Source organism: Roseobacter sp., from assembly GCF_039970775.1.
Lineage (GTDB): Bacteria > Pseudomonadota > Alphaproteobacteria > Rhodobacterales > Rhodobacteraceae > Roseobacter.
This window is the reverse complement of sequence record NZ_JBDVLG010000054.1, coordinates 1-14,089: the sequence shown is the minus strand read 5'-3', so window position 1 is coordinate 14,089 and position 14,089 is coordinate 1. Positions and strand designations below refer to the sequence as shown.

Annotated in this window: 14 protein-coding genes and 1 pseudogene; 9 read left to right on the top strand and 6 right to left on the bottom strand. The window is 58.3% G+C overall.

Annotated elements, in window-relative coordinates:
* The first annotated feature begins 92 nt into the window (after nt 1-92).
* From ligA to ABJH13_RS15180, 3 genes are all read left to right on the top strand, one after another.
* Nucleotides 93-2,204 (top strand): NAD-dependent DNA ligase LigA, encoded by a 2,112-nt coding sequence (gene ligA, locus ABJH13_RS15190; RefSeq protein ID WP_348407068.1) that lies wholly within the window; start codon nt 93-95, stop codon nt 2,202-2,204.
* Nucleotides 2,201-4,291: an ATP-dependent DNA helicase RecG gene (recG, locus tag ABJH13_RS15185; RefSeq protein WP_348407067.1), complete on the top strand. Its 2,091-nt coding sequence runs from the start codon at nt 2,201-2,203 to the stop codon at nt 4,289-4,291. Before ligA ends, recG begins: the two co-directional genes overlap by 4 nt.
* A 97-nt stretch (nt 4,292-4,388) precedes the next feature.
* The gene (locus tag ABJH13_RS15180; RefSeq protein WP_348407066.1) at nt 4,389-4,517 is read left to right on the top strand and encodes a hypothetical protein; all 129 of its coding nucleotides are present in this window, start codon (nt 4,389-4,391) and stop codon (nt 4,515-4,517) included.
* 242 nt (nt 4,518-4,759) lie between these two features.
* On the opposite strand, the gene ABJH13_RS15175 is transcribed toward ABJH13_RS15180, so the two are convergent.
* Nucleotides 4,760-5,212 carry an iron-sulfur cluster assembly scaffold protein gene (locus ABJH13_RS15175; RefSeq protein WP_348407065.1) on the bottom strand — a complete coding sequence of 151 codons (453 nt, stop codon included), beginning with the start codon at nt 5,210-5,212 and terminating at the stop codon, nt 4,760-4,762.
* 77 nt (nt 5,213-5,289) lie between these two features.
* Between ABJH13_RS15175 and hisI the strand changes: the two genes are divergently transcribed.
* On the top strand, nt 5,290-5,661 hold the full coding sequence (gene hisI, locus ABJH13_RS15170; protein WP_348407064.1) for a phosphoribosyl-AMP cyclohydrolase: 372 nt from the start codon (nt 5,290-5,292) through the stop codon (nt 5,659-5,661).
* 3 nt (nt 5,662-5,664) lie between these two features.
* Here hisI and gluQRS read toward each other — a convergent pair whose 3' ends face one another.
* From gluQRS to trmFO, 3 genes are read right to left on the bottom strand one after another with little or no spacing between them, the layout of a single operon-like run.
* Nucleotides 5,665-6,522, bottom strand: a complete 858-nt coding sequence (gene gluQRS, locus ABJH13_RS15165; RefSeq protein WP_348407063.1) for a tRNA glutamyl-Q(34) synthetase GluQRS — start codon at nt 6,520-6,522, stop codon at nt 5,665-5,667.
* Nucleotides 6,519-7,133 (bottom strand): methyltransferase domain-containing protein, encoded by a 615-nt coding sequence (locus tag ABJH13_RS15160; RefSeq protein ID WP_348407062.1) that lies wholly within the window; start codon nt 7,131-7,133, stop codon nt 6,519-6,521. The genes gluQRS and ABJH13_RS15160 overlap by 4 nt, the downstream gene beginning before the upstream one ends.
* Nucleotides 7,134-7,154: 21 nt before the next feature.
* Entirely contained in the window at nt 7,155-8,510 is a 1,356-nt protein-coding gene (trmFO, locus tag ABJH13_RS15155; RefSeq protein WP_348407061.1) for a methylenetetrahydrofolate--tRNA-(uracil(54)-C(5))-methyltransferase (FADH(2)-oxidizing) TrmFO, read from the bottom strand.
* Between the two features lie 120 nt (nt 8,511-8,630).
* On the opposite strand from trmFO, the gene ABJH13_RS15150 reads away from it, so the two are divergent.
* On the top strand, nt 8,631-9,053 hold the full coding sequence (locus tag ABJH13_RS15150; protein ID WP_348407060.1) for a PaaI family thioesterase: 423 nt from the start codon (nt 8,631-8,633) through the stop codon (nt 9,051-9,053).
* 103 nt (nt 9,054-9,156) lie between these two features.
* A complete protein-coding gene (locus ABJH13_RS15145) occupies nt 9,157-10,152 on the top strand; it encodes a collagen-binding domain-containing protein (RefSeq protein ID WP_348407059.1) in 996 nt (331 codons plus the stop codon).
* A gap of 117 nt (nt 10,153-10,269) precedes the next feature.
* Here the strand turns inward: ABJH13_RS15145 and ABJH13_RS15140 are convergent, their stop codons facing one another.
* The gene (locus ABJH13_RS15140; RefSeq protein WP_348407101.1) at nt 10,270-10,401 is read right to left on the bottom strand and encodes a DUF1127 domain-containing protein; all 132 of its coding nucleotides are present in this window, start codon (nt 10,399-10,401) and stop codon (nt 10,270-10,272) included.
* 196 nt (nt 10,402-10,597) lie between these two features.
* Here ABJH13_RS15140 and ABJH13_RS15135 point away from each other — a divergent pair, with 196 nt between their 5' ends.
* The 3 genes from ABJH13_RS15135 to rpsI all read left to right on the top strand — a co-directional run bounded on the left by ABJH13_RS15135 (nt 10,598) and on the right by rpsI (nt 13,248).
* Nucleotides 10,598-12,013, top strand: a complete 1,416-nt coding sequence (locus ABJH13_RS15135) for a PLP-dependent aminotransferase family protein (protein WP_348407058.1) — start codon at nt 10,598-10,600, stop codon at nt 12,011-12,013.
* A gap of 282 nt (nt 12,014-12,295) precedes the next feature.
* Nucleotides 12,296-12,757 carry a 50S ribosomal protein L13 gene (rplM, locus tag ABJH13_RS15130; RefSeq protein WP_348407057.1) on the top strand — a complete coding sequence of 154 codons (462 nt, stop codon included), beginning with the start codon at nt 12,296-12,298 and terminating at the stop codon, nt 12,755-12,757.
* A gap of 2 nt (nt 12,758-12,759) precedes the next feature.
* Nucleotides 12,760-13,248, top strand: a complete 489-nt coding sequence (gene rpsI / locus ABJH13_RS15125; protein WP_348407056.1) for a 30S ribosomal protein S9 — start codon at nt 12,760-12,762, stop codon at nt 13,246-13,248.
* A 647-nt stretch (nt 13,249-13,895) separates the two neighbouring features.
* Here the strand turns inward: rpsI and ABJH13_RS15120 are convergent.
* Nucleotides 13,896-14,051: pseudogene (locus ABJH13_RS15120) on the bottom strand (IS3 family transposase); the annotation flags it as partial.
* Nucleotides 14,052-14,089: the final 38 nt, after the last annotated feature.

Sequence of the window (14,089 nt, the reverse complement as noted above, 5' to 3'; positions counted from 1 at the left end):
TCTTCGGGATGATCTCTATTTCAACTGGACCTGGCTGGAAGCTGCGCATATCCATCGGCGGAATGCGTGGTAACCAGGCGGGTTTTTCGTTTATGACGGATATCATTGATTTGGATGAAACGGCCGCAAAGGCGGAACTTGAACAGCTGGCTCGCAGGCTCGCTGCCGCGAATACGGCCTATCACGGGGCGGATGATCCGACGCTGACGGACGCCGAATATGATGTATTAAAGCGGCGCAATGCATCCATTGAGGCACGCTTCCCTGCGTTAAAACGCACCGATAGCCCGTCAGATCAGGTCGGAGCGGCGCCTGCGGATGGGTTTGCAAAAGTGACCCATGATGTTGCGATGCTGTCGTTATCGAATGGATTTAACTCCGAAGACATCGAAGATTTCGATACCAGCATTCGCCGATATCTCGGCCTCACAGACCCCACGCCGCTGCACTACACGGCAGAGCCAAAGATTGACGGCCTGTCTTTGTCACTGCGCTATGAAGCAGGCAAATTGGTCCGCGGTGCGACACGCGGTGACGGTGCGGTGGGTGAAAATGTCACGGCAAACGCACGTACTATTGAGGATATTCCTGAAAGGATCAGCGGCGCACCCGATCTATTAGAGGTGCGCGGTGAGGTCTACATGTCGCATCAAGATTTCGCAGCCTTGAACGCGCGGCAAGCGACGCGTGGTGCAAAACCGTTCGCCAACCCACGCAATGCCGCCGCCGGATCTTTGCGCCAGTTGGATCCACAGATCACGCGGGAACGGCCATTGCGCTTCTTTGCCTATGCGTGGGGGGCTGTGTCGGAACCTCTTGCGCCGACGCAAATGCAGGCCATCGATCGGTTGCAGTCCATGGGATTTAACACTAATCCGCTGACCCGTGTGTGCGAGAACCCGCGCGGCCTGATTGCGCAGTATGACCTGATCGAAGCGCAGCGCGCGACGTTGGGCTATGACATCGATGGGGTCGTTTACAAAGTCAATCAGATGGATTTGCAAGACCGGCTCGGGTTTCGGTCAACGACCCCGCGGTGGGCCATCGCGCATAAATTTGCCGCTGAATTGGCGTGGACCCGGCTCGAATCGATAGACATTCAGGTGGGGCGCACGGGTGCGTTGTCGCCTGTGGCGCGGTTGCATCCGGTGACGGTCGGCGGCGTTGTGGTGTCCAATGCGACCTTGCACAACGAAGACTATATCGCGGGAACAGACAACAAAGGCGCGACCATCCGGGACGGCAAAGACATTCGGCTCGGCGATTGGGTGCAGGTTTACCGGGCAGGTGACGTGATCCCAAAAATTGCAGATGTCGATTTGTCGAAACGCCCTGACGGCGCGACACCCTTTGCATTTCCCGACACTTGCCCCGAATGCGGCAGCGCGGCGCAACGCGACCCCGGTGATGCGGTGAGGCGGTGCAGCGGTGGCCTGATTTGCCCTGCGCAAGCTGTTGAAAAAATAAAGCATTTTGTGTCTCGGGGTGCCTTTGACATCGAAGGTTTGGGGGCCAAGCAGGTCGAACAATTCTACACAGACGGTTGGATCAAAGAACCTGCCGACATCTTCACCTTACGGGCACGGTTTGGGTCGGGCGTGCAGCAATTGAAAAACCGCGAAGGGTGGGGGCCTAAGTCAGCGCAAAACTTGTTTGATGCGATTGATTTAAAACGTAAAATACCGCTGTCCCGTCTGCTCTTTTCTTTGGGCATTCGCCACGTGGGGGAAGCCGCGTCGAATATGATCGGATTGCACTACGGAAACTGGCAAGCCTTTGAAACAGCGATGCAAAACGCGCGCGATCCTGAGGGTGATGCGTGGCGTGATCTGAACGATATCGATGGTGTGGGCGCGGTTATGGCGGGATCGTTGGTGCAGACCTTGGCGCAACCTGCCGAGGAAGCGTCTATTGAACGTTTGGTGCAGCAGCTCGACGTTCAGCCCGTCGCGCGCCCAAAGACGGCCGGCAGCCCTGTTGCAGATAAAACCGTCGTCTTCACCGGCACGCTGGAAAAGATGACCCGCGCCGAGGCCAAAGCTCGCGCAGAACGGTTGGGCGCCAAGGTGTCGGGGTCTGTTTCGGCAAAAACCGACATTGTTGTGGCCGGTCCCGGAGCGGGGTCCAAAGCGAAAAAAGCCGCCGAATTGGGCCTTCAGGTGCTTGACGAAGATGGCTGGCTTGCGTTGATTTCGGACACATGAGCGGCCGCCCGGAACGTCTTTTTCCATTGTTCGCAGAACTGCAAACCTTGACGGGGGTGGGCCCAAAAACCGCGGTGCTGTTTGAGGGGTTGGGCGTGCGTGCCCCGCGTGATCTGCTGTTGACGTTGCCGCAGTCGGGGGTGGACAGGGCCCGGCGCGCGACGATCAAGGGCGCTGATTTGCCCTGCACGCTGACCGTGGCGGTGCAGATCGGGCTGCATGCGCCCGCGCGGACCAAAGGTGGGGCGTACCGCATTCACGTCGAAGACGCCGAGACGTCGTTTCAGTTGGTGTTTTTTCACGCACGTGGGGATTATTGGCAAAAAACCCTGCCAGAAGGCAGTCGTCGTGTGGTGTCTGGCAAGGTCGAAAACTTTGATGCCATGGCGCAGATGGTGCACCCCGATCACATCGTCGACGAGGATGACGCCGATGATATCCCCAGTTTTGAACCGGTCTATCCGCTGACGGCGGGCATCACGCAAAAACTGATGTTTAAGGCGACGCGGGGGACGGTCGCACTGCTGCACGACATGCCAGAATGGATTGATGGGCCACAAAAAACGCGCGCTGGCTGGCCTGATTTTGCACAGGCGGTGAGCGTGGCACATCAACCGACTTGCCTCGAAGATTTGATGGCGACGGCCCCCGCCCGTGAACGTCTGGCCTATGATGAGCTCTTGGCCCATCAATTGACGTTGGCGTTGGCGCGCGCCACCGAACGGCGCAAAGTGGGCCGCGCAAGCCTCGGCGAGGGGCGGCTGCAGGCGCAGGTGATGGCGGGCTTGCCGTATAAACCCACGGGCGCGCAGGCCCGCGCGATTGACGAGATCAACGGCGACATGGCGACCCCAACGCGTATGAACCGCCTGCTGCAGGGGGACGTGGGCGCGGGCAAAACGTTGGTGGCGTTCATGGCGTTGTTGCGTGCGGTCGAGGCTGGTGGGCAGGGCGTTTTGATGGCGCCCACCGAAATTTTGGCCCGACAACATATGGAATCGCTGCTGCCGCTGGCCGAAGACGCAGGCGTTGTGCTGGAGGTCCTCACGGGGCGCGACAAAGGCGCCGAACGGCGTGCGAAACTCGAGGCGCTGGCGCGTGGTGACATACAGGTGTTGGTCGGCACCCATGCGGTGTTTCAGCCCGATGTCACGTTTAGCGATCTCAGGTTGGCGGTGGTGGATGAACAGCACCGGTTTGGCGTGCGCCAACGGCTCGCGCTTGGCGAAAAGGGCGACAACGCGGATGTTTTGGTCATGACGGCCACGCCGATCCCACGGTCGCTTTCGCTGGCGCAATACGGCGATATGGATGTGTCGATTCTGGACGAAAAACCGCCCGGACGGTTGCCGATTAAAACCGCGTTGATCAGCACGGGCCGGATGGAAGAGGTGGTGCAACGTCTGCGCGCGGTCATCGACAGTGGGCGGCAATGCTACTGGGTATGCCCGTTGGTGGACGAAAGCGAGGTCTCGGATCTGATCGCCGCAGAAGAACGGTTTAAATACCTGCGGGCGGCGTTGGGCGAAGACGTGGTGGGGTTGGTGCACGGCCAGATGCCCGCCGCCGACAAAGACGCCGCGATGGCACGGTTTGTGGACGGGCAGACCAAGGTGTTGGTAGCCACCACGGTGATCGAGGTGGGCGTGAACGTGCCCAACGCGACGATTATGGTGATCGAACGCGCCGAGAGCTTTGGTTTGGCGCAGCTTCACCAGATGCGCGGGCGCGTCGGCCGGGGTACACATGCGTCGACGTGTTTGTTGATGTATCAGGCGCCATTGTCCGAAAACGGGCGCAAACGTTTGGAGGTTTTGCGCGAAACCGAAGACGGGTTTGCCATCGCCGAAACCGATCTGCGCATGCGCGGTGCGGGCGATCTGATAGGGACCGCGCAGTCAGGGATGCCACGGTTTCAGGTCGCGGATTTGGAACGCCAATCGGACTTGATGGCCATTGCGCAAAGTGATGCGCGGCGGTTGCTGGCCGGTGATCCACAGCTGCGCAGCCCACAGGGGGAGGCCGCGCGCCTGTTATTATGGCTGATGCGACAGGACGAAGCTATTCGTTTGATTTCAGTCGGTTAGCCATATTTTGACAGTGCGATCGTTAAAATGTTCCTAAAAAGTTCTTTACAGGGGCTTAAAATAATGAGAACAAAGCAGCAACAAAACGGAGACTGCTATGACCACGCTCATTAAACTCAAATCTATCGCGTCACGGTCCCAACGGACATTGTTGCAGGATACGGCTGGGGCGATGGCGCTTGTTGTTATGTTGGTGGTGGGGTTGCACCTACCGTCTTTTATCTGATTTCTGCCTGCGCTCTCGCGTTGCACATGTGCCAGTAACGTCCCCGATCTGGTTCTAAAGACGAACACTGCCTGTTCTTAGTCTTGTCAGGGCTGCCCCCCTGATCAACATGTCGCTGATCCCCCGCGAGAAACGCATGACCTGACGCCGCCGTCCTGTCCCGGACGTGCGGCGTCTTTTTTTGTGGGTATAGCAAGCAGTGCCGACAGGGGCGGTTTATACGGCCACGGCGCGCCCGAAGATTAGGCGCAATCCGATTGCAGTGCCGCGCTCATGGCTTCGCAGGTGGCCTCTATGCTGAGCAAAATTGACGCATGCCGGTTTTTATAGTCCCGCGCGGGTTCCAGAACATCGAAGCCGTCGAAAGGCGCAGACGGCACCGGGCCGCCGTCTTTAAGCATCGCGCGCAGCGCATCGCGGGCGGCTTCGAGCTCATCCAGGCTTCGGCCAATCGCCGCTCCCCCGGTGACCGCCGCCGCCGCTTGGCCAAGCGCGCAGGCCTTGACGTCTTGCGCAAACGCGCTGACCACACCGTCGCGCGCGGTTAAATCTATCGTCACCGCAGATCCGCACAGCGGCGAGCGTTTTTTGACCGACGCCATAGGCGTTTCCAACCGCCCCAGATGGGGGATATCCGCCGCCAATGCCAAGATGCGGCCCGAGTAGAGTTTTATCAGATCATTTTCACCAGACATGACGCGCCACGGCCTTCCGTTCGTTGTAGAATTCTTACATAAGTCTTCGCGCGGCGGATGCAAAAAGGTTTTTCGATATGGCAGATGATATTCGGTCTTTTGACCCTGATACGTTAAAATACACCGATGCGGGGCTTGTCCCGGCGATCGCACAAGACGCAGACACCGGCGATGTGTTGATGATGGCATGGATGAACCGCGACGCGGTGATGCGGACTCTGGAAACCGGCAAGGTCACCTATTGGAGCCGCTCGCGGCAGGCGTTTTGGATCAAAGGCGCGACCAGTGGCCACCACCAGACGTTGGTGGATATGCGGGTGGATTGCGACCGCGATTGCCTGTTGTTGCAGGTGCAACAAGTGGGCGCGGCCTGCCACACGGGGCGGCGCAGTTGTTTTTATACGGGCGTGTCGACGGACGGCGAAGTGGAATTGATGAAACCCCTGTAACCTTTAAACCGCCGGCAGGCCCAGCAGGGCGCGAATGTCGGCGGCGCGCGCGCCCTCCGCACGGTATTTGGCCAACGCGCGTGCATCATCGCGTTTGGCCAGCCGTTTGCCGGTGTCGTCGCGGATCAACGCATGATGATGATAGACGGGCACCGGCAAGCCCAGCAGATGCGCCAACAATACATGAATACGGGTGGCGTCAAACAGGTCTTGGCCTCGGATCACGTGGGTGATGTTTTGCGCGTGATCGTCCACCACCACGCCCAGATGATAGGCCGCCGCCATATGCCGCCGCGCGACAGCCAGGTCGCCGATGGTGGCGATCAGATCATCGGCATCAAGCCGGTGCGTTCCGGCAAATTGCGGCCCCGTTTCGGTAAACTGTGGCAGAGGGCCTGCGACGGCCAAGGCTTTACGCAGGTCCAGCCGCACCGCATCATCGGGGGTGCGGTCTGACATAAGGCGCCCGCGACAGGTGCCCGGATAAATCCGCCCGTCCGGCCCGTGGGTGGGCACGCCTTCTTGGGGGGCACCGGCGGCGGTTTCGATATCGCGGCGGCTACAGGCGCAAGGATAGATCAGCCCTTGGGCTGCCAGTTGGTCTAATGCGGCGTGCAATCGGGTGTGGGATTGGGATTGCCGCATCACGGGGTCCGGCCAATCAAGGCCCAACCAACGCAGATCATCTTTGGCTTGGGTTTCAAATTCGGACTTGGAGCGCACCTGATCTATATCATCCATGCGCAACAGAAATGTCCCCCTCGCAGCCCGCGCCTGATCAGAGGCGATCAGCGCGGAATACGCATGTCCAAGGTGCAACGGCCCGGTGGGTGACGGGGCAAACCGCGTTCGAAATGTCAATTTTTTTCAAACACATATACGTTGGAGTTCAACCCGATGCCGGGCATATGCGGGCCGCTTTCACGAAACAACAGCCGCGCGGCACCACAGTCGAGCCATTCATTGATGCGCGCCTCGTTCGCGGGGTCGGCCAGCGCATGATCATTCAGCGATAACACTAAAACCGTGCCTTTGGTCATGCCCTGCATCAGCGCGTCAAACACAGATATGGGGGCTGTGTCCGTGCCGATGACATCAATGGCGGTGATCAGGGAATAACCGGCAAGCTGGCGCGGCAAGGGCCCCTTTGGGCCAACCGAAGACAGGTTGCGGTAAACCTGTTTGGTCTCGGCGCGCGCCAGCATGTCAGGCGACAGATCCACACCATCGATAGCAGTGAACCCGGCGCTTCTGAGCGCCATCCCCGACAGGCCGGTACCGCATCCGAAATCCAACACAGATTGAGTGTGGTCGGTGATAAATTCACACGCCGCCTGCGCGCAACGGCTTGGGGTGGCATAGCCGTGCTTGTGCATTTGTGCGTCGTAGTCGGCCAACCAATCGCCGTCATGCGCGCCTGTACCCTCGGCGTCGCAGGTGTCACAGGCCGTGCCCAGATATCCTTGTTCCATGCCCAAGGATAACCGGGTTGCCTATGCGCCGTCCAGTGCGCCGGGTTCTAGCCACGCCTGCCAGGCCGCTTTCGCGCGATCCGTGTAGGCTTTGTAGCGGTCTTTGCGGCCACGCCGCCCGCTTTTGAGGCCCTCAACAGGCGGAAATAGCCCAAAATTGACGTTCATCGGCTGAAACGTCTTGGCCTCGGCGCCGCCGGTGATGTGGGTGATCAAGGCGCCCGTCGCGGTGCACTCTGGCGGCAAATCCGCCGCGGTGCCCAAAATTTCAGCCGCCGCCAAACGCCCAGCCAACAGGCCCATCGCGGCTGATTCGACGTATCCCTCAACCCCGGTGATCTGTCCCGCAAAGCGGATGTTGGGGCGCGAGCGCAAGCGCATTTGCCCATCCAGAACCGTCGGAGAATTCAGGAACGTGTTGCGGTGGATGCCCCCCAACCGTGCAAACCGTGCGTTCTCTAGGCCGGGAATGGATTTAAAAACATCGGCTTGCGCGCCGTATTTCATCTTGGTCTGGAAGCCCACGATATTGTACAACGTGCCCAGCTTGTTGTCGCGCCGCAGCTGCACCACCGCATAGGGTTTGACGTCGGGGGCATGGGGGTTGGTCAGCCCGACGGGCTTCATGGGGCCAAACCGTGGCGTCTCGCGGCCGCGTTCAGCCATGACTTCAAGCGGTAGGCACCCGTCGAAATAGCCCGCGGTTTCGCCTTCGTGAAATTCGGTTTTATCCGCAGCCATCAGCGCGTCGATGAACCCTTCGTATTGGTCGCGGTCCATCGGGCAGTTCAGATAGGCGGTGCGTTCTTCTTCGGTTTCGCCCTTGTCATAGCGCGATTGCATCCACGCCTTGGACATGTCGATGCTGTCAAAATAGACGATCGGCGCGATGGCATCGAAAAACGCCAACGCCTCGGCGCCCGTTTCGGCGGCAATCGCCTGACCCAGAGCGCCCGAGGTCAACGGCCCGGTCGCGATGATCCAATGCCCTTCGGTGGGCAACGCGGTGATTTCGCCGTATTCCACGCGCACGTTCGGATGTGCCATCAAGGTGTCGGTGACGGATTGCGCAAACAAATCACGGTCCACGGCCAACGCGCCCCCGGCCGGCAGGCGGTGGGCGTCTGCTGTGCGCATGATCACCCCATCAGCTGCGCGCATTTCCCAATGCAACAGGCCCACGGCGTTTTGTTCATCGTCATCGGACCGGAAGGAATTGGAACACACCATTTCCCCCAATAGGCCAGTCTGATGCGCAAATGTAGCCACCTGCGGGCGCATTTCGTGAAGGACGACCTGCACGCCCATTTGGGCGGCCTGCCAGGCGGCTTCGGATCCGGCCATGCCGCCGCCAATAATATGCAATTCATCTGTCATGGGGCGTCGTGTATGCCAGCGGTTCTGCCTGCGCAACACCGATGGTGCGCGCATTGCGTTGGTGGGAAAAATCGCCCAGTGTTGCATCCCTGTAAAACCCGCAAAAGGGGCGAGGACCGTATGGATATTAAAATGGATGCCGCCGCGTTAAATACCTTCCTACATCATGCGTTTGAACAGGTCGCAGATGATTTCACCGTCCAAGAGGTGACCCGCGACACCCTGACCGTGCGGTTGGCCGTGCAGGGCAAACATCTGCGTCCGGGGGGCACGGTGTCGGGCCCTACGATGTTTGCGTTGGCGGATGTGGGCGCCTATTTGGCCACCTTGGCGCAGATCGGGCCGCAGGCGTTGGCCGTGACAACAAACTGTTCCATCGATTTTATGCGTAAACCTGCCGCTGGGGTTGATTTGATCGGGCACGTGCGGTTGCTGAAACTGGGCAAACGTCTGTCGGTCTGTGATGTGCTGGTTTATTCGGACGGCGTGCCTGACCCGGTGGCGCGCGCCAGTCTGACCTACGCGATCCCACAGGCTGGGTGACGCTACATCACTTTGACCTGAATTGAGGCGTTACGCCTTGATTCGGCCACGCTGGTCGCGTAACGCGTTTTGAAACCTTTTAAGCGCGACTCGGAGAAGAACTTTGACAAAGACAATTGTAAGCGCATCCTTGGCGGTGCTGTGTGCGGGGCCACTGTCGGCCGCATCTCTTGAATTAAACGATATTTTCGGATCGTTCGGCGCAGTCGCCCAGAGCTATTCCGGCAACAGCGAATCCGAAGGTCGCGTGATCATTGCGGGTGACGCAACGGGCAACATCTCGGTCAACGACCGCGAAATCGGGGCCAACGCTGACGGTTTTGACGACCTGATCATCACAGGCGACGCGACGAACGCGAACATCACCGTGGGTCAAAGCGGCAATGTCACCATCGGTGGCGACCTTAGCAACACGAACCTGCAGCTGAACGGCGGCGTGCAAACCGTGACTTTGGGCGGGACGCGGTCAGGCGGGAACTTCAACCAGAACGAAGACATCCTGATCCAAAACGCGACCAACACAAACATCCCAGAGGTCGATTTCAGCTTCCTGCAAAGCGAAGCCGCGCGCCTAGGCGGGCTGGGCGGCTTGTTTTCCGTCGATACGAATGCCAGCGGGCAGTTGGTGTTTGGTGGTGCCTCGGTGCTTGATCTCGACTTTTCGGTTCTGGGTTCGGGCACCGGCGTGTTCGACCTGAGTGGTATTGATACATTGATCATCAATGTCGCTGGCAATGGCGGTAACATCGGGCTGAATTTCGTGGATTATTTGGGCGCGGGCGTGCTCGATGCGGCACAAAGCGTTGTTTGGAACTTCTTTGAAGCAACCGGTACAATCAACCTGAACACGGCGCTTTTTGGCCACGTTCTGGCCCCGTCTGCGACTGTTAATGTCAACAGCAGCAACGAAGGCAGCGTCATCGCGAGCACGCTTTTTTCCAACAATGGCGAACTGCACCCGCTGGCCTTTGACGGCACAATCCCACCCGCGGGCGGCGATGATCTGACGCCTGTTCCACTGCCTGCGGGCGGGCTTTTGCTGCTGACGGCAATCGCGGGTTTCTTTGGCCTGCGTCGCCGTGGCACCGCACCTGCATAAACGAAATTTTGGCCGCCGTTCCTTGTGGATGGCGGTCTAACTATTTGTATCCCTGATACAAAAAAGGGCCGGGACGAATCCCGGCCTTAGGAAGAGGTCTGGGGCGTATCGGGGATGCTACGCGCGCCAGAACACCTTTGCAGCCTCAAGTCGAGCCTGATCCGGTGTCAGTCCCACATCGCGCAACTCCCAATCTGTCAACTGCTTTAGGTCGCGTCGGGTTTGTCGGCGTGTGGCCCATTTTGACATACAAACACCAATCTCTACCGCTAGAATTGCCACTGCGGGCATGTCGTTGGCTGTGTTCAAATAAGCCAAGGTGCGAAGCGAGAGGGGGTGTGCGTGTGTCATGGGGATCTCCTATAATTGTATTGACACAATATAGCGTCATCGCTATAGTGTACCGATACGATATGGCGCGCATATATGCTAGGAAAACATTGTAATGGGTACAATTTGGCAACCACAGCTGGTACAAGGGCAGGGCCCCAAATACAAAGCGGTTGTGCGTACCATCCGGCAGGGTATCGACAGCGGCGCGCTAAAGGTTGGTGACAAGTTGCCACCGGTGCGCGATTTGGCCTGGACGTTGAGCATTACACCCGGAACGGTGGCGCGGGCCTATACCATCTTGACCGACGATGGCACGTTAAAGGCCGAGGTTGGGCGCGGTACATTTGTAGCGCCCCCGCAACCCGCGCGGGTCACAGACGATCCCATCGAGATCGATGTCATCGCGCACAACCAAGAGCAAGACAACCTTTCAGTAACGCTCAATCTGTTTTCACCGCATTTGCCCAATGTCGGGCAGGCCGCGCTGATCCGCAAATTGATGGAACGCGTGGCACAAGACCCGCCGTCCGGTATGATGCATTATCCCAACCGCGATAACGCACGACCGGCCAGATCTGCGGTGGTGCGGTGGCTTGAGGGGACGCCGTTAGGCCCGTTGGGGGAAAAGGACGTGACCCTGTGCCATGGGGGGCAAAACGGCATCTTATTGTGTCTGCAAACCATCCTGACCGGGCGCAAACCGGCCGTATTGATAGAAGAGATCGCCTATCCGGGGTTTCGCCGCGCGGCTGAAATGTTGCGGGCAGATGTTGTGCCGATTGCGATGGATGCAGACGGAATTCTGCCCGATGCATTCGAGGCCGCGGTCAAGGCCCACGATGCGCAGGTGCTGTGTACGTCGCCCGAAGTGCACAACCCAACCGGCGGCTTTACCCCAGTGGCGCGGCGCGAAGAGATCGCCAAAATCGCGCGTCGTTACGATGTTCAGATCGTCGAGGATGATTGCTACCGGATGGGGGTGAACCGCGCGCCCGCCTACCGGATGCTTGCGCCGGAACGGGGGTGGTATGTGTCGTCTATCGCCAAGACACTGACACCGGCGCTGCGGGTGGGATTTGCCATTGCCCCTGAAGGCAGGTGGTCCGAGCTGCGCCGCACGGCCGAACATAGCTTCTTTGGGTTGGCCACGCCGGTGACCGACTTGACGGCGGCGTTGTTGTCGCACCCGCAGACTGACGCGCTGTCCCATCAAACCCGCAAGGCGTTCAATACATATGTCCAAAGCGCGGTGAATATTTTGGGCGGGCATGATCTGAGCTGGCGCGAGGACGTCCCGTTTTTGTGGCTGCGGTTGCCATTGGGGTGGCGCGCGGGCGCGTTTTGTCAGGCGGCAGAGGCGCAGGGTATCCAGATCCGGTCGTCCGACGGGTTCGTTTGCCGGGATGCGCGTGCGCCGCATGCGGTGCGTCTTGCCATCAATGCCGGGGTGTCGCTGAGCCGGTTTGAGGGCGCGATGATGTGTCTGCGCAACTTGCTCGACAATCCGCCGGACGAGATCAACGTTTAGACAGGTGTGGCGGGCTTCCACGAAATAGGTAGGCGTACGGTTCAAAATGAACGCTTTGCGTCAAACGTAAGTGTTGCAGGTCGTTTTATTGCTATGGTCAAGTCCAGTTGGGGCTGGGTATTTTTGGGGTATAGTAATACCTATTTTATAAACCATTGTTTTGCATATGGAATTTCAATATTGCATAGCTTGACGCGTGCGCGCAGTCCTCTATAACCGCCCAATCGAATTCGGACCGGTGCCCGTGGGTGCCGCGTCTTCACACCAAACGGGGAACCGTCCATGAAAACCTTTTCTGCTACACCTGCAGATATCGACAAGAAATGGATCCTAATCGACGCTGAAGGCGTTGTTTTGGGTCGTCTTGCGTCGATCGTCGCCATGCGTTTGCGTGGCAAGCACAAAGCGTCCTTCACGCCGCATATGGATATGGGTGACAATGTCATCATCATCAATGCCGACAAAATCCAGTTGACCGGCAAGAAGCGCGAAGAGCACCATTATTGGCACACAGGCCACCCAGGTGGGATCAAATCGCGCACCAAGGCGCAGATCCTTGAGGGTGCACACCCCGAGCGCGTCGTGACCATGGCGGTCAAGCGCATGCTGCCCGGTAACCGTCTGAGCCGTCAGCAAATGACCAACCTGCGCGTTTATGCAGGTGGTGATCACCCCCACGAGGCGCAAAGCCCTGACGTTCTGGATGTGAAATCCATGAACAGCAAAAACACCCGGAGCGCATAAGCATGGCTGATGAAATCAACACACTCGAAGAGCTTGGCCAAGCTGCAGGCATCGAGGCTGCGCCCGAAGTGATCGAAATCACACGTGAGCCCGTGCGCGATTCCTTGGGCCGGTCTTATGCGACAGGCAAACGGAAAGATGCGATCGCACGTGTCTGGATCAAACCCGGTTCGGGCAAGGTCACCGTGAACGGCAAGCCCCAGAACGAATATTTTGCACGCCCGGTGCTGCAAATGATCCTGGCGCAACCTTTCACCATTTCTGGCACCGAAGGTCAGTTTGACGTGATTGCCACGGTTAAGGGTGGCGGTCTGTCTGGTCAGGCTGGTGCGGTCAAGCACGGCGTGTCCAAAGCGCTGCAACTTTATGATCCCGCGCTGCGTGGTGCCTTGAAAGCCGCTGGCTTCCTGACACGTGACAGCCGTGTGGTTGAGCGTAAGAAATACGGTAAGGCCAAAGCGCGTAAGAGCTTCCAGTTCTCCAAACGCTAACGCCGAACGGCAAAAATCAAAACAATTTCAGACGCCTGCTTTTCGGAGCGGGCGTTTTTTTGTGGCGGCACTTTTTGAGCAGGATGCTGAATATGCTGGCGTTTATGGGTCGCGAATTTAGCGTAACGATACCGGTTGCAGCATCGTTTGAGCGGTGCGCGTGTGGCGTTTTACGAGGATAGGCAGGAACACTAAGACGGTACGCTAACCTGGCGGTTGCGGTGCCAAACGCCTAAACGCACCGTGCGCGAAACGGCCAGCTGGGGTTGAAGATAGCAGAATTAAAGGTCACATCGCACGCGACGTAGAGCTGGCGCGGTCTGAATATCTGCATTTGCAGCAAGCATCACTGCTTGGACGAATTTACTTTTGTGTTATATTTGAACGATAGATATGAGCGTAGCCTGCGCAACGAGAGCTAGGCAACGGATAGCGCGTCGATGTTGCTGAATGACGAAACACCAAAGTTGAACGTTTCACACTGGGCGCAGACGGTCAAAAATACCATGACAGCGCTCCTGCACCAGAACCTGAAACAACGGATTAGGGCAATACACCGCCTCGCGAAAAAGCACCCAGTGTTGCAGCACAGCGCTGGCCGTTGACCCGTTGACCTGTCGTTCCTTCTTGCTGCGCCAATTGCTCGTTTAGGCTACCTTTTGTTTAAAAGCGACAGGGCTTCTCCAACCCAATGTTGAGTGTCGACGGTGTGGGTTGTAGAAGCCATTCATATATTCGAGGATAGCCATCTCGACTTATCTGCGTGTGTTTCAGGCCTCCCACCAGATAAGTCCTGCTTTAATTGCCGTTATCGCTCATCCACTGCCGGGCAGTGGTTTGC

What these genes read in the sequence shown, in the direction of transcription:
- ligA (WP_348407068.1), top strand. Translation starts at nt 93, where the DNA reads ATGACGGATATCATTGATTTGGATGAAACGGCCGCAAAGGCGGAACTT.
- ABJH13_RS15135 (WP_348407058.1), top strand. Translation starts at nt 10,598, where the DNA reads ATGGGTACAATTTGGCAACCACAGCTGGTACAAGGGCAGGGCCCCAAA.
- ABJH13_RS15140 (WP_348407101.1), bottom strand. Translation starts at nt 10,401, where the DNA reads ATGTCAAAATGGGCCACACGCCGACAAACCCGACGCGACCTAAAGCAG.
- ABJH13_RS15175 (WP_348407065.1), bottom strand. Translation starts at nt 5,212, where the DNA reads ATGTCTGGTGAAAATGATCTGATAAAACTCTACTCGGGCCGCATCTTG.
- trmFO (WP_348407061.1), bottom strand. Translation starts at nt 8,510, where the DNA reads ATGACAGATGAATTGCATATTATTGGCGGCGGCATGGCCGGATCCGAA.
- recG (WP_348407067.1), top strand. Translation starts at nt 2,201, where the DNA reads ATGAGCGGCCGCCCGGAACGTCTTTTTCCATTGTTCGCAGAACTGCAA.
- ABJH13_RS15180 (WP_348407066.1), top strand. Translation starts at nt 4,389, where the DNA reads ATGACCACGCTCATTAAACTCAAATCTATCGCGTCACGGTCCCAACGG.
- rplM (WP_348407057.1), top strand. Translation starts at nt 12,296, where the DNA reads ATGAAAACCTTTTCTGCTACACCTGCAGATATCGACAAGAAATGGATC.
- hisI (WP_348407064.1), top strand. Translation starts at nt 5,290, where the DNA reads ATGGCAGATGATATTCGGTCTTTTGACCCTGATACGTTAAAATACACC.
- ABJH13_RS15150 (WP_348407060.1), top strand. Translation starts at nt 8,631, where the DNA reads ATGGATATTAAAATGGATGCCGCCGCGTTAAATACCTTCCTACATCAT.
- ABJH13_RS15160 (WP_348407062.1), bottom strand. Translation starts at nt 7,133, where the DNA reads ATGGAACAAGGATATCTGGGCACGGCCTGTGACACCTGCGACGCCGAG.
- rpsI (WP_348407056.1), top strand. Translation starts at nt 12,760, where the DNA reads ATGGCTGATGAAATCAACACACTCGAAGAGCTTGGCCAAGCTGCAGGC.